At 72.7% G+C, this 12,673-nt stretch carries 14 protein-coding genes; 11 read left to right on the top strand and 3 right to left on the bottom strand.

Annotated elements, in window-relative coordinates; translation table 11 throughout:
- Window positions 1–2 precede the first annotated feature (2 nt).
- Together BM385_RS03860 and BM385_RS03855 are read left to right on the top strand one after the other, a co-directional pair.
- Entirely contained in the window at window positions 3–1,313 is a 1,311-nt protein-coding gene (locus BM385_RS03860) for a sensor histidine kinase (RefSeq protein WP_019435151.1), read from the top strand.
- Window positions 1,314–1,608: 295 nt separating this feature from the next.
- The gene (locus tag BM385_RS03855; RefSeq protein WP_019435152.1) at window positions 1,609–1,905 is read left to right on the top strand and encodes a DUF4193 domain-containing protein; all 297 of its coding nucleotides are present in this window, start codon (window positions 1,609–1,611) and stop codon (window positions 1,903–1,905) included.
- A gap of 21 nt (window positions 1,906–1,926) precedes the next feature.
- Here the strand turns inward: BM385_RS03855 and BM385_RS03850 are convergent, their stop codons facing one another.
- Window positions 1,927–2,376, bottom strand: coding sequence for a DUF3093 domain-containing protein (locus tag BM385_RS03850; RefSeq protein ID WP_019435153.1), 450 nt, complete (start codon window positions 2,374–2,376; stop codon window positions 1,927–1,929).
- Window positions 2,377–2,460: 84 nt separating this feature from the next.
- Here BM385_RS03850 and dut point away from each other — a divergent pair, with 84 nt between their 5' ends.
- From dut to BM385_RS03815, 7 genes are all read left to right on the top strand, one after another.
- Window positions 2,461–2,958, top strand: a complete 498-nt coding sequence (gene dut, locus BM385_RS03845; protein ID WP_093842234.1) for a dUTP diphosphatase — start codon at window positions 2,461–2,463, stop codon at window positions 2,956–2,958.
- Window position 2,959: 1 nt separating this feature from the next.
- Entirely contained in the window at window positions 2,960–3,715 is a 756-nt protein-coding gene (locus tag BM385_RS03840; RefSeq protein WP_019435155.1) for a DUF3710 domain-containing protein, read from the top strand.
- Window positions 3,716–3,787: 72 nt separating this feature from the next.
- Entirely contained in the window at window positions 3,788–4,066 is a 279-nt protein-coding gene (locus BM385_RS03835; protein WP_019435156.1) for a DUF6343 family protein, read from the top strand.
- 70 nt (window positions 4,067–4,136) lie between these two features.
- On the top strand, window positions 4,137–6,734 hold the full coding sequence (locus BM385_RS03830; protein ID WP_093842167.1) for an ATP-binding protein: 2,598 nt from the start codon (window positions 4,137–4,139) through the stop codon (window positions 6,732–6,734).
- A complete protein-coding gene (locus BM385_RS03825; protein WP_019435158.1) occupies window positions 6,709–7,389 on the top strand; it encodes a response regulator in 681 nt (226 codons plus the stop codon). Before BM385_RS03830 ends, BM385_RS03825 begins: the two co-directional genes overlap by 26 nt.
- Before the next feature lie 31 nt (window positions 7,390–7,420).
- Window positions 7,421–7,846, top strand: a complete 426-nt coding sequence (locus BM385_RS03820) for an OB-fold nucleic acid binding domain-containing protein (protein ID WP_019435159.1) — start codon at window positions 7,421–7,423, stop codon at window positions 7,844–7,846.
- 25 nt (window positions 7,847–7,871) lie between these two features.
- Window positions 7,872–8,606 (top strand): DUF3159 domain-containing protein, encoded by a 735-nt coding sequence (locus BM385_RS03815; RefSeq protein WP_026047677.1) that lies wholly within the window; start codon window positions 7,872–7,874, stop codon window positions 8,604–8,606.
- A 7-nt stretch (window positions 8,607–8,613) separates the two neighbouring features.
- Here the strand turns inward: BM385_RS03815 and BM385_RS03810 are convergent, their stop codons facing one another.
- On the bottom strand, window positions 8,614–9,285 hold the full coding sequence (locus BM385_RS03810; protein ID WP_019435161.1) for a potassium channel family protein: 672 nt from the start codon (window positions 9,283–9,285) through the stop codon (window positions 8,614–8,616).
- Window positions 9,282–9,953 (bottom strand): potassium channel family protein, encoded by a 672-nt coding sequence (locus tag BM385_RS03805; RefSeq protein ID WP_019435162.1) that lies wholly within the window; start codon window positions 9,951–9,953, stop codon window positions 9,282–9,284. The genes BM385_RS03810 and BM385_RS03805 overlap by 4 nt, the downstream gene beginning before the upstream one ends.
- Window positions 9,954–10,198: 245 nt before the next feature.
- On the opposite strand from BM385_RS03805, the gene BM385_RS03800 reads away from it, so the two are divergent.
- Both BM385_RS03800 and BM385_RS03795 read left to right on the top strand, forming a co-directional pair.
- Window positions 10,199–11,557 carry a class I SAM-dependent RNA methyltransferase gene (locus BM385_RS03800; RefSeq protein ID WP_019435163.1) on the top strand — a complete coding sequence of 453 codons (1,359 nt, stop codon included), beginning with the start codon at window positions 10,199–10,201 and terminating at the stop codon, window positions 11,555–11,557.
- Complete coding sequence (locus BM385_RS03795) at window positions 11,518–12,336, top strand: DUF1963 domain-containing protein (protein ID WP_367889586.1); 819 nt, start codon at window positions 11,518–11,520, stop codon at window positions 12,334–12,336. Before BM385_RS03800 ends, BM385_RS03795 begins: the two co-directional genes overlap by 40 nt.
- Window positions 12,337–12,673: the final 337 nt, after the last annotated feature.

Raw genomic sequence — 12,673 nt, 5'->3', positions numbered from 1 at the left:
CCATGACCGCTCCGTCCTCCCCCTCCTCCCCGCCGCCCCCGCCACCGCCCGTACAGCCCCCGTACCCGGGCCGCTCGGGGCTGCGGCGGCCGGCCGCCCCGCCGCGTCCGGATTTCGACCCGCCCGAGGCGGATCCGCCGCGCAGCTGGCTGCGGCCCACCATCCGGATCCGGCTGACGCTGCTGTACGGCGGGATGTTCCTGTTCGCCGGGATGCTGCTGCTGACGATCATCTATCTGCTGGCGGCCGAGGCACTGCACAAGGGGAACGCGCTGCCGTTCCTGATCACCAGCGACACCCGGGTGCAGATCACCTCCGACTCCTGTCAGGGGATCTCCGGGAATGTGACCAGCGACCAGTTCAAGGACTGGCTGGCGGGCTGTGTGGACATCCAGCGGGACGTGGCGCTCAAGGCGCTGCTGCGCCGTTCGCTGATGGCGCTGCTGGGGCTGGCGGTGGCGGCGTTCGCGTTCGGCTACGTGATGGCCGGCCGGGTGCTCTCGCCGCTGGGCCGGATCACCCGCACCGCCCGGCAGGTGGCCGGATCCGATCTGCACCGCCGGATCGAGCTGGACGGCCCGGACGACGAGCTGAAGGAGCTGGCGGACACCTTCGACGAGATGCTGGACCGGCTGGACCGGGCCTTCACGGCGCAGCAGCGCTTCGTCGCCAACGCCTCGCACGAGCTGCGGACGCCGCTGGCGATCAACCGGACGTTGCTGGAGGTGCAGCTGTCCGATCCGCACGCCTCGCCGGAGGTGGTGCAGCTGGGCAACACACTCCTGGCGACCAACCGGCGCAGCGAGCAGCTGGTGGAGGGCCTGCTGCTGCTGGCGCGCAGCGACAACCAGCTGGTGGAGCGCAAGCCGGTGGACCTGGCCGAGGTGGCGGGGCAGGCGCTGGAGCAGACGCGCGGGGAGGCGCAGGAGCGGGGGGTGGAGCTGGCGGGGGTGCGGCCTCCGGTGTACGTCCAGGGCAACGGGGTGCTGCTGGAGCGGGTCGCGCTGAACCTGGTGCAGAACGCGGTGCGGCACAACGTGGCCGAGGGCGGCTGGGTCCGGGTGGACACCCAGGCGCGGCCCGGACAGGCGGTGCTGATCGTGGAGAATACCGGCCCGATGGTGCCCGCCTACGAGGTCGATAATATGTTCGAGCCTTTCCGCCGGCTCGGGAAGGACCGCACCGGCAGCGACAAGGGCGTCGGGCTCGGCCTGTCGATCGTCCGCTCGGTGGCCCGGGCGCACGGCGGCCACGTGGTGGCCGTCCCCCGGGAGACCGGGGGGCTCGTGATGCGGGTGACCCTGCCGGTCTGAGATCATGCACGGGCGGGATCTCAGTCGGCATTGAGCGGAATTGAGCCGTATGTGATATATCGCATACGCAACCCACCATTTTCCGGGGGATTGCAGCGATGATTACCGGCTTGTCCGCTGTCCTGAGCCTGATCGACGGGCGGAGATGATCACCTCTTCAGGCGTTCGATCGGGTGTCGATTGAGTAACAGGACTTGATGTGAGGCAAAATCTCCGCCTCGGGTCGGGCACAAAGTTCGGCCCTCCCGCGTTACCTGCGCTGGAGAGACCACAGAACCCAGAGGGGGAGAGAAGCATGGCTACGGATTACGACAGTCCACGCAAGACCGACGACGACGTCAACGAAGACAGCATCGAGGAACTCAAGGCCCGGCGGAACGACAAGTCCGCCTCCACGGTCGATGTCGACGAGTTCGAACAGGCCGAGGGCCTGGAGCTCCCCGGAGCGGACCTTTCCAACGAGGAACTGTCCGTCCGGGTGCTGCCCCGGCAGGCCGATGAGTTCACCTGCATGAGCTGCTTCCTGGTGCACCACCGCTCACAGCTCGCCTACGAGCGTGGCGGACAGCCCATCTGCAAGGACTGCGAGTGATCGTCCGCCCGGACTGAGGTGTCAGACCGCGTCCGGGCGGGCCGAAAGCGCAGCGGCGAGCCGCTCCGGCCGCCGGGTCGACAGATACAGGTAGGGCGTCGGATCCGCCGGATCCGTCACCTCGACCCGGACCGCCGTGGGAATATAGGCCCGCAGCAGCATATGAGCCCGGGCATCCGCCCGATGGGTGCGCCAGGCGCGCGCCTCATCGGCGTCGAGCGCCCGGGCCTCGCCCAGCGCCGACAGCGGGATCCGGGCGTCGCCCGCCACCAGCGCGCCGGCCACCACCCGGATCCGCGCGGCGCCGTAACTGCTCAGCGCCACCCCGGCACCCGCCACCCCCACCACCAGGCCCGCGATGAGGGCCGCCGTGCCCAGCGGGAGCAGGGAGACGCCCAGCAGGGCGACCCCGCCCGCGGCCATCAGCCACCAGGAACGGGGCACGGTCAGTCGTTCGTCGTACGGCTTCATACGGCCAAGCATGGCAGGCAGTCCCCGGCGGTCGCGGGCGGCGGTAGGGTCTGCACCGTGAGTGCCCATGTGAACCCAACCGCCCTGGACGTCCTCCTGCGGCGCATCGATCCCGAGGTACCCCTCCCCTCCCGGGCGCAGCCCGGTGACGCGGGGGTGGACCTGGTCACCACCGAGGCCGCCGAGCTGGCCCCCGGCGAGCGGGCCGTCCTGCCCACCGGGGTTTCCATCGCCCTCCCCGAGGGGTACGCGGCCTTTGTGCACCCCCGTTCAGGACTCGCCGCCCGCTACGGGGTCTCCATGGTGAACGCCCCCGGGACCATCGATGCCGGGTACCGTGGTGAGATCAAGGTCATCGCGATCAATCTCGATCCGCGGGAGAGCGTGCGGTTCGAACGATTCGACCGGGTCGCACAGCTCGTCGTCCAGCGGGTCGAGACCGTACGGTTCCACGAGGTCGATCAGCTGCCGGAATCCGTACGCGCCACGGGGGGTTTCGGCTCCACGGGCGGTCATGCCGGCCTGGACAACCCCTACGCTGCGGTCGGCTCCGGCGGGATCGCCGGCCGGAAAGGACAGTGACGTGTTCGGACGTCGTCGCAAGAACGAGGAACCCGAGGAAGCCGTCGAGGCCACGGCCGAGGAGGCACCCGACGAGGCGGAGGTGCGCCGGGTCAAACTGGAGCCCGCGCCGCGCCCCGAGGGTCCCTGGGATCTGAGCGAGGTCGGCAACCCCGCCGAGGGCCGGGTCGACCTCGGCGGCCTCTTCGTCCCCGGCGTCCAGGGCATGGAGCTGCGGGTCGAGGTCGCGGGGGACGCGATCGTCGCCGCCACCGTCGTCCTCAAGGACAGCGCGGTCCAGCTCCAGGCGTTCGCCGCGCCCAAGCGCGAGGGCATCTGGTCCGAGGTCCGCGAGGAGATCGCCTCCGGCATCACCCAGCAGGGCGGCGTCATCGACGAGACCGAGGGCCCGCTCGGCTGGGAGCTGCGCGCCCAGGTGCCCGTCCAGCTGCCGGACGGCAAGCGCGGCATGCAGACCGTCCGGTTCGTCGGCGTCGACGGCCCCCGCTGGTTCCTGCGCGGCGTGATCTCCGGCCAGGGCGCCGTCCACCCGCAGGCTGCCGGGGTCCTGGAGCAGATCTTCCGCGACACCGTCGTGGTGCGCGGCGACGGGCCGATGGCCCCGCGCGACCCGATCGTCCTCAAGCTCCCGGAGAACGCCCAGATGGTGCCGGACGGCGTCAAGCAGGAGCAGGCGGGCCAGCCCACCGAGACCTCCCGCTTCGCCGGCGGCCTCGACCACCTGCGCCGCGGCCCGGAGATCTCCGAGGTCCGCTGACCGCACCGGATCCGTCCGTGTCACCGGCCTCCTCGCGGGTACCCGCCCGGTCACCCGCGAGGAGGCCGAACCATGGACAACCGCCGTCACCGGCGGACCGGCACCGAGCCGATCACCGCCAAGAGCGATCTGCCGCTGCGCCGGCTGCTGTCGCTGATCTTCCTCCCGCTGTTCGCGGCCGGCACCGTCCTGCTGGCCATCTGGGCGGCGAACAGCGACCCCGGATCCTCACCGGGACGCGCCCCGCTGCTCACCCTGGCCATCGTCTGCGGCGTGCTGACCGTGGTCGCCTTCCTCGACCTGCTGGTCATCCGCCGCCGCAGACGCGAGGAGCGCGCCTCCCGCCGCTGACCGCCCGTCCCGGGCGGCCCCACCACCGCCCGCCCCGGCCGCTTGCCGGCCGGGCACCGACAATGGATCCATGGCACGACGCGGCACACTGCGCATCTATCTGGGGGCCGCCCCCGGAGTCGGCAAGACCTACGCCATGCTCAGCGAGGCCCACCGGCGCGCCGAGCGCGGCACGGACATCGTCGTCGGACTCGTCGAGACCTACGACCGCCCCCGCACCGAGGCCCTGCTGCGCGGCCTGGAGACGGTCCCCCGCCGCCCCGCCGCCCCCCAGGGCAGCGGACGCGGCGAAATGGACACCGAGGCCGTCCTGCGCCGCGCTCCGGCCGTCGTCTGCGTCGACGAACTCGCCCACACCAACGCCCCCGGCTCCCGCCACGACAAGCGCTGGCGCGACATCGACAGCCTGCTCGACGCCGGCATCGACGTCATCTCCACCGTCAACATCCAGCACCTGGAGTCGCTGGCCGACGTGGTGACCGCCATCACCGGGGTCCGGCAGCGCGAGACCGTCCCCGACGCCGTGGTGCGCCGTGCCGACCAGATCGAACTGGTGGACATGACCCCCGAGGCGCTGCGCCGCCGGATGGCACACGGCAACATCTACGCCCCCGACAAGGTGGACGCCGCCCTCTCGCACTACTTCCGGCCCGGCAACCTCACCGCACTGCGCGAACTCGCCCTGCTGTGGACCGCCGACCGCGTCGACGCCTACCTCCAGCGCTACCGCACCGAACAGGGCATACGTTCCACCTGGTACGCCCGCGAGCGGATCGTCGTCGCCCTCACCGGCGGCCCCGAGGGCTCCACCCTCATCCGCCGCGCGGCCCGGATGGCGGCCAAGAGCTCCGGCGGCGAGATCCTCGCCGTCCACGTCTCGCGCGCCGCCCGGCTCACCGCCGTCTCGCCGCGCGAACTGGCCAGCCAGCGCACCCTGGTCGAACAGCTGGGCGGCACCTTCCACCACGTCATCGGCGACGACATCCCCAGCGCCCTGCTCGACTTCGCCCGCGGCGTCAACGCCAACCAGATCGTGCTCGGCTCCTCCCGCCGCAAGACCTGGCAGCACGCCCTGGGACCCGGCGTGGGCTCCAGCGTGGCCCGCGACAGCGGCCCCGACCTCGACGTGCACATCGTCACCCACGACGAGGTGGCCCGCGGCCGGGGCCTGCCCAGCGCCCGCGGCGCCCGCCTCGGCCGCTCCCGCACCCTCGCCGGCTGGCTCATCGGCCTGGCCGGGCCGCCGCTGCTCACCGTGCTGCTGGCCGCGCCCCCGCAGCCGCTGGCCGGGTTCGCCAGCGACGTCCTGCTCTTCCTGTCCATGACGGTGCTCGCCGCGCTGATCGGCGGCTTCTACCCGGGCCTGGTCTCCGCCGCGCTCGCCACCGTCCTGCTCGACTACTTCTTCACCGAACCGCTCCACCACTGGGGGGTCGGCAGCGGCCACGACGTGATCACCGTGGTGATCTTCTTCGCCATCGCGCTGGCCGTGGCCTCGGTGGTCGATCTCTCCGCCCAGCGCACCCAGCAGGCCGCCCGGCTGCGCGCCGAGTCCGAGACGCTCACCGTGCTGGCCGGCAGCGTGCTGCGCGGTGAGGACACCCTGCGCGCCCTGCTCGGCCGGGCCAGGGAGACCTTCGGCATGGACTGCGCGGCCCTCCTGGAACGCGACCACGACGGCGGTCGTTGGCGCTGTGTGGGAAGTGTCTCCGCCATCGCCGACAACCCCCGCCCGCTGCTGCGGCCCCAGGACGCCGACGTCGACGTGCCGGTGGGGGAGCACACCATGCTCGTGCTCTCCGGACGGGTCCTCCCGGCCGAGGACCGCCGGGTGCTGAGCGCCTTCGCCGCCCACGCCGCCACCATCCTGGACCGGCAGCGGCTGCTCACCGAGGCCGCCCGCGCCCACAAGCTCGCCGAGGGCAACCGCATCCGCACCGCCCTGCTGGCCGCCGTCTCGCACGACCTGCGCACCCCGCTGGCCGCCATCAAGGCCTCGGTGTCCTCGCTGCGCTCCGACGACGTCGAGTGGTCGGAGGCGGACCGGGCCGGGCTCCTGGAGAGCATCGAGGACGGCGCCGACCGCCTCGACCAGCTGGTGGGCAACCTGCTGGACATGTCCCGGCTGCACACCGGCACCGTACGGCCGCTGATCCGCCGCACCGCCCTGGACGAGGTGGTGCTGCGGGCGCTCGGCGGGGTGGCACCGGACGTCGTGACGCTGGACATCCCCGAATCGCTGCCCTGGGTGGCCGCCGACCCCGGGCTGCTGGAGCGCTCGGTGGCCAACGTCGTGGAGAACGCCGTCAAGTACCGGCCCGCCCACACCCGGGTCCTGGTGCGCGGCAGCGCGCTGGGCAACCAGGTCGAGCTGCGGGTCGTCGACCGGGGCCCCGGGGTGCCGGACGCCGACAAGGGCCGGATCTTCGAGCCCTTCCAGCGGCACGGCGACATCCCGCGCGGCAACGGCGTCGGCCTCGGCTTGGCCGTCGCCCGCGGCTTCACCGAGGCCATGGGCGGCACCCTGGACGCCGAGGACACCCCCGGCGGCGGGATGACCATGGTGCTCACCCTGCCCGCCGACACCCCGGACGCCGTGCCGGACAGCCGACCATCCGAACAAGGGGAACAAGGGGGAGCGCATGCACCGGGTGCTCGTGGTCGATGACGAGCCGCAGATACTCCGTGCCCTGGTGATCAGCCTCAAGGCGCGCCAGTACGAGGTGGACACCGCTCCGGACGGCGCTACCGCGCTGCGCCTGGCCCGCGACCGGCATCCCGACGCGGTCATCCTGGACCTCGGCCTGCCCGACATGGACGGCACCGAGGTCATCGCCCGGCTGCGCGGCTGGACCAGGACGCCCATCATCGTGCTCTCCGCCCGGCACACCTCCGACGAGAAGGTGCAGGCCCTGGACGCGGGCGCGGACGACTACGTGACCAAGCCGTTCGGCATGGACGAACTCCTCGCCCGGCTGCGGGCCGCCGTCCGCCGCGCGGAGCCGGCCGCCGCCGAGGAGGACTCCGTGGTCCACACCGCCGGCTTCACCGTCGACCTCGCCGCCCGCAAGATCCAGCGCGAGGGCCGCGACGTCCGGCTCACCCCCACCGAGTGGCATCTGCTGGAGGTGCTGATCCGGCACAGCGGCCGGCTGGTCAGCCAGAAACAGCTGCTCCAGGAGGTCTGGGGCCCGGCGTACCGCACCGAGACCAACTACCTGCGGGTCTACATGGCACAACTGCGCCGCAAGCTGGAGACCGACCCCGCGCACCCCCGGCACTTCGTCACCGAGCCGGGCATGGGTTACCGCTTCGAACGCTGAACGGAACGCGGGGGACGTTACGCTGGACGGCATGAGCGCGGGTGAACGCAGCGGGGGTCACCCCGGCAGGCGGCGGGGACGGCCCCGCTGGTGGCCGGGCCGGGCCGCCGCGGACGCGCACGCCGCCGAGGAGGCCGAACGGGCCGCCGAGGAGGCCGAGCGCGCCCGCTGCACCCCCATCAGCAAATGCGCGGAAGGCCCGGCCGGCCGCCCGGTCGTCAGCGTGACCGGTACGCTGCGCTCGGTGAGCGAGCGTACGGTGGCGGGGTTGCCCGCACTGGCCGCCGAGCTGGACGACGGCTCCGCCCGGCTGGAGGTCATCTGGCTGGGCCGCGCCGCCATCGCCGGGATCGTCCCCGGCCGGGAGCTGGTCGCCTCCGGACGGATCGCGGTGACCCACGGCCGTCCGGTGCTGTTCAACCCCCGATACCAGCTGCGACCCCTCGACAAGGAGTAGCCAGGTGACCCCACCTGACCAGGAGATCCCGTCCGGCCGGCCCGGCGTCGCCCCCCAGGCGCCCGACCAGGAGGCCACCAAGGCGGCCTTCTTCGAGGCGTTCGGCGGCGTGCGCGGCATGGTGGAGACCACGGTGCCCGGTCTGGTGTTCGTGCTCAGCTACACCATCAACCGGGACATCAAGATCTCCGCCGTCGCGGCCCTGACGATCTCCGCCCTGCTGGCCGTCGGCCGGCTGATCCAGCGCGACACCGTCAAGCACGCCTTCAGCGGCGTCTTCGGCGTGGCCTTCGGCGCGGCCTTCGCGATGATGTCCGGGGACGCCAAGAACTTCTACCTCCCCGGCATGCTCTACACCCTCGGCCTCGGCATCGCGTACGTGGCCACGGCCGCGGCGGGCGTACCGCTGCTCGGGCTGATCCTGGGGCCGGTGTTCCGGGAGATGCTCTCCTGGCGCACCCGCAACCCCGGCCGCAAGGCCGCCTACGTCAAGGCGAGCTATGTGTGGGGCGCGATCCTGCTGGCCAAGTCGGCGATCACCTTCCCCATCTACTTCTGGGGCGACGCCACCCAGCTGGGCTGGCTGCGGGTGGCGCTCGGCATCCCGCCGTTCCTGCTCGCCGTCTATCTGACCTGGATCATCCTGGTGAAGGCCCCGGCCCCCATCGATGTGATCGCCGAGATGGAGGCGGAGGAACGGGCCCAGAAGGAACGCGAGGCGGCCCGGGCCGCCGAGGCGGCCACCGAGCAGGGGCCCTGACCCGCGCTCACTCCTTCCCCGGGCGCGGCGACAGCAGCGCCTGCAACTGGGCCTCGCGGGCCGGCGCGGCGACGAACAGCAACTCGTCGCCCGCCGCCAGCGCGTCGTCCGGATCCGGGATCAGCACCTTCACGCCCCGGATGATGGTCACCAGCGCGGTGTCCTGCGGCCACGCCACCTCGCCCACCCGGGTGCCCACCAGCGCAGCCCCCTGCGGCAGGGTCAGCTCCACCAGATTGGCCTCGCCCTGGCTGAAGCGCAGCAGCCGCACCAGATCGCCGACGCTCACCGCCTCCTCCACCAGCGCCGACATCAGCCGCGGGGTGGAGACGGCCACATCGACGCCCCACGCGTCGTTGAACAGCCACTCGTTCTTCGGGTTGTTGACCCGCGCCACCACGCGCGGCACCCCGTACTCCGTCTTGGCCAGCAGCGAGACCACCAGATTGACCTTGTCGTCACCGCTGGCGGCGATCACCACCTGACAGCGCTCCAGCGCCGCCTCGTCCAGCGTGGCGATCTCGGCGGCGTCGGCCAGCAGCCACTCCGCCTCCGGCACCCGCCGTACCGCCACCGCGTCCGGATCGTTGTCGATCAGCAGCACCTCGTGGCCGTTCTCCAGCAGCTCCCCGGCGATCGAGCGGCCCACCGCGCCCGCCCCGGCGATCACCACCCTCATGGCTGCCGCTCCTCGTCGGGACCGAGCAGACACGCCGCCTCGACCTCGGCCACCTGATCGCTGTACATCATCACGTGCACCAGATCGCCCTCCTGGAGGACGGTGCGCGAGGTCGGCAGCATCGCCTCGCCCATCCGGGTCAAAAACGCCACCCGCACCCCGGTGTGCTGCTGGAACCGGCTCACCTTGTGCCCCACCCACGCCGGGGTGATGTGCACCTCCGACAACTGCACCCCGCCGCTGGGATCGCGCCACAGCGGCTCCGCCCCGGCCGGCAGCAGCCGGCGCAGCATCTGGTGCGCGGTCCAGCGCACGGTGGCCACCGTCGGGATGCCGAACCGTTCGAACACCTCCGCGCGGCGCGGGTCGTAGATCCGGGCGGACACGTTCTCCACGCCGAACACCTCGCGCGCCACCCGGGCGGCGATGATGTTGGAGTTGTCCCCGCTGCTCACCGCCGCGAACGCGCCCGCGTCCGCGATACCCGCCTCGCTCAGCGTGTCCCGGTCGAACCCCAGACCGGTCACCCGCTGCCCGCCGAACCCCGAGCCGAGCCTGCGGAACGCCGTGGCGTCCTGGTCGATGACCGCGACCGAATGCCCCCGCTCCTCAAGGGTGTGGGCCAGGGTCGCGCCGACCCGGCCGCAACCCATGATCACGATGTGCATAGCGCTGCGCCCCGCACCTTCTCTTGCGTACACCGGCCCGGCACCCGGCCCGTGCGGCCCACGCTACCCGGCCGCCCCCGCGCTGTCCGGCCCGCCACCCGTACGGATGGCGTCAAGGATCGCCGGCCGCACCACCGGCGCGGCCGGGGCGCGGGAGAGGGCGTGCGGCGGGCCGTGGGGGAGCCCGTAGACTGGGCGGCCGTTGTTTCCGCCCACCCCCTTCCCGCTCTGGAGCCGTCGCCACCATGCCTGAATCAACCCCCGCGGCGGCGTCGCTGGTCGGCGAGGAGTACGAGGTCGAGATCGGCCCGGTCGCCCACGGCGGGCACTGCGTGGCCCGCACCCCGGCCGGCCAGGTCCTCTTCGTCCGCCACACCTTCCCCGGCGAGCGGGTCGTCGCCAAGGTCACCGAGGGCCGCGCCGACTCGCGCTTCCTGCGCGCCGACGCCGTCACCGTGCTCGAAGCGGCCAAGGAGCGAATCGAGGCGCCCTGCCCGTTCTCCGGGCCCGGCCGCTGCGGCGGCTGCGACTGGCAGCACGTGAAGCCGGGCGCGCAGCGCAAGCTCAAGGCCGCCGTGCTCACCGAGCTGCTGCGCCAGCTGGCCGGGGTCACCCCCGAGGAAGTCAGCTGGGACGGCACGGTCGAGCCCGCGCCCGGCGACAAGGTGGCCCCCGGCGAGGTGCCCGCCTGGCGCACCCGGGTGCAGTACGCCGTCGACGCCGAGGGCCGGGCCGGGCTGCGGCGCAGCCGCTCGCACGACGTGGAGCCGATCGACCACTGCCTGATCGCCGCCGAGGGAGTCTCCGAACTGGGCGTCGAGGCCCGCCGCTGGCCGCAGATCGCCTCGGTGGACGCCATCGCGGCCACCGGCTCGAACGACCGGATGGTGGTCCTCACCCCGCGCCCCGGCGGACGGCTCCCGCTCGTCGAGCTGGACCGGCCGGTCTCCGTCCTGCGCGCCCAGGAACGCCGCGGCAAGGGCGGCGGCCCCGGGCAGCGCACCGTGCACCCGGTGCACGGCCGGACCTTCGTGCGCGAACGCGCGGACGGCCGCACCTGGCGGGTCGGCGAGGGCGGCTTCTGGCAGGTGCACCCGCAGGCCCCCGACCTGCTGGTGGACGCGCTCATGCGCGGCCTCACCCCGCGCAAGGGCGAGACGGCGCTCGACCTGTACTGCGGCGTGGGCCTGTTCGCCGGGGCGCTGGCCCAGCGGGTCGGCGAGAGCGGCGCCGTGGTCGGCATCGAGTCCTCCAAGCGCGCGGTGGAGGACGCCCGGCACAACCTCGCCGACGCCCCCCGGGTCCGTATCGAGCACGGCCGGGTCGAGCAGGTGCTGCCGCGCACCGGCATCACCCGCGCCGACCTGATCGTGCTGGACCCGCCCCGGTCGGGCGCGGGCAAGCGCACCGTGGAACACCTGGCCACCCTCGGCGCCCGCCGCATCGGCTACGTGGCCTGCGACCCGGCCGCCCTCGCCCGCGACCTGGCCCACTTCCGCACGGCCGGCTACGTCCCGCGCTTCCTGCGGGCGTTCGACCTGTTCCCGATGACGCACCACATGGAGTGCGTGGCGATCCTGGAGCCGGTGGAGAAAGCCCGCTGAGCCGTGATCGAAGACGGGAACACCGGCAGAGCGGACCGCTTCCGCGCCGAGGCGGCCTCCCGTGGTCTGCCGGCGCGGGAGGCCGAGGCGTGGATACGGGCCACTGTGCCGGGCACGTTCGTCGCTCAGGGCGGCGACGGGCCGCTCGCGGTGCGGATGGGGGCGATCCGGTCCTGCCGGACAACGCGCCGGATCCGTGTCACCCGCTGATCGCCCGCGTCGACTGCCCGCTGATACCGCCGGGCGCCACCGGGCTCCCGCTGCCGGCGGCGGGCCACCTGTTGTTCTTCGCCGACCCGGAGTTGGGCCTGCGGGGCCCGATGAGTGACGCGGTCCGCCATGTCCCCGCCGGGACACCGGCGGCGGTGCGGCGCGTGACGGCCGGGCGCGGGCCGTTCGAGCCGCAGGACATGCGCACGATGTGGCACCACCTGTCCCCTCCGATGCCGGAGAGCTTCGCGGAGGCCAGGTGGGAGGACCCGGACGACGAGGAGTACGAACTCGCCGAGGAACTGGAGAGCGCCTGGACGCACGTGGGCGGCTCCTGGCCGACCTGGACGTTCGCGCTCGGCGCCCACCCCGTCGTCATCAACGACGACCCGCTGCGCCTCGTCGGCGACGAGGCGCCGGACGGCGGCGACTGGGCCCTGCTGGCCACCTGGCGGTGCGATGAGCGGGCCGGCGGGCTGGACGCCGCCGTCGTCAGCTGGATGATCCGCCGCCAGGACCTGGCCTCCTCGCGCTTCGACCGGGTGTACGTGCACGTCGACCGGGCATGACGCCCGCTCCGGCCCGCGCCTGCCGGCTTCGACGCGGTGCTGTCCGTGCCCACCGAGGGGCCGGGCCCCGCGATGTTGCCTCCGGAGTGTCCTCATATCTGCACCCGAGAGATAAGAATGTGAGTGGACGCGCCGGTAGGGTTTGTGCGGCAACGGGGAAACAGTAATTGTTCGCCGCGCACGCGCCGTTCCGGTGTGCTACGGTCCTTATCAGTTGCAGTTGTGGTTCCCGAAATTTCAAGTGCCCCCGTCCGCCTGTGCCCGGCGGGAGCGCCTTTGTATTTCCGGTCATTTCCGGGCGGGCTGATCATTGCGGCAATGCGACGCCCGCGTGCTT

The sequence above is a fragment of the Streptomyces harbinensis genome (assembly GCF_900116145.1).
Lineage (GTDB): Bacteria > Actinomycetota > Actinomycetes > Streptomycetales > Streptomycetaceae > Streptomyces > Streptomyces carpaticus.
Note: the sequence above shows the minus strand (reverse complement) of the source record. Positions and strands in the feature narration are given on the sequence as shown.

Coding starts and splice junctions, on each gene's coding strand:
- BM385_RS03860 (WP_019435151.1), top strand. CDS start 3: ATGACCGCTCCGTCCTCCCCCTCCTCCCCGCCGCCCCCGCCACCGCCC.
- BM385_RS03855 (WP_019435152.1), top strand. CDS start 1,609: ATGGCTACGGATTACGACAGTCCACGCAAGACCGACGACGACGTCAAC.
- BM385_RS03850 (WP_019435153.1), bottom strand. CDS start 2,376: ATGAAGCCGTACGACGAACGACTGACCGTGCCCCGTTCCTGGTGGCTG.
- BM385_RS03835 (WP_019435156.1), top strand. CDS start 3,788: ATGGACAACCGCCGTCACCGGCGGACCGGCACCGAGCCGATCACCGCC.
- BM385_RS03830 (WP_093842167.1), top strand. CDS start 4,137: ATGGCACGACGCGGCACACTGCGCATCTATCTGGGGGCCGCCCCCGGA.
- BM385_RS03825 (WP_019435158.1), top strand. CDS start 6,709: ATGCACCGGGTGCTCGTGGTCGATGACGAGCCGCAGATACTCCGTGCC.
- BM385_RS03820 (WP_019435159.1), top strand. CDS start 7,421: ATGAGCGCGGGTGAACGCAGCGGGGGTCACCCCGGCAGGCGGCGGGGA.
- BM385_RS03810 (WP_019435161.1), bottom strand. CDS start 9,285: ATGAGGGTGGTGATCGCCGGGGCGGGCGCGGTGGGCCGCTCGATCGCC.
- BM385_RS03805 (WP_019435162.1), bottom strand. CDS start 9,953: ATGCACATCGTGATCATGGGTTGCGGCCGGGTCGGCGCGACCCTGGCC.
- BM385_RS03800 (WP_019435163.1), top strand. CDS start 10,199: ATGCCTGAATCAACCCCCGCGGCGGCGTCGCTGGTCGGCGAGGAGTAC.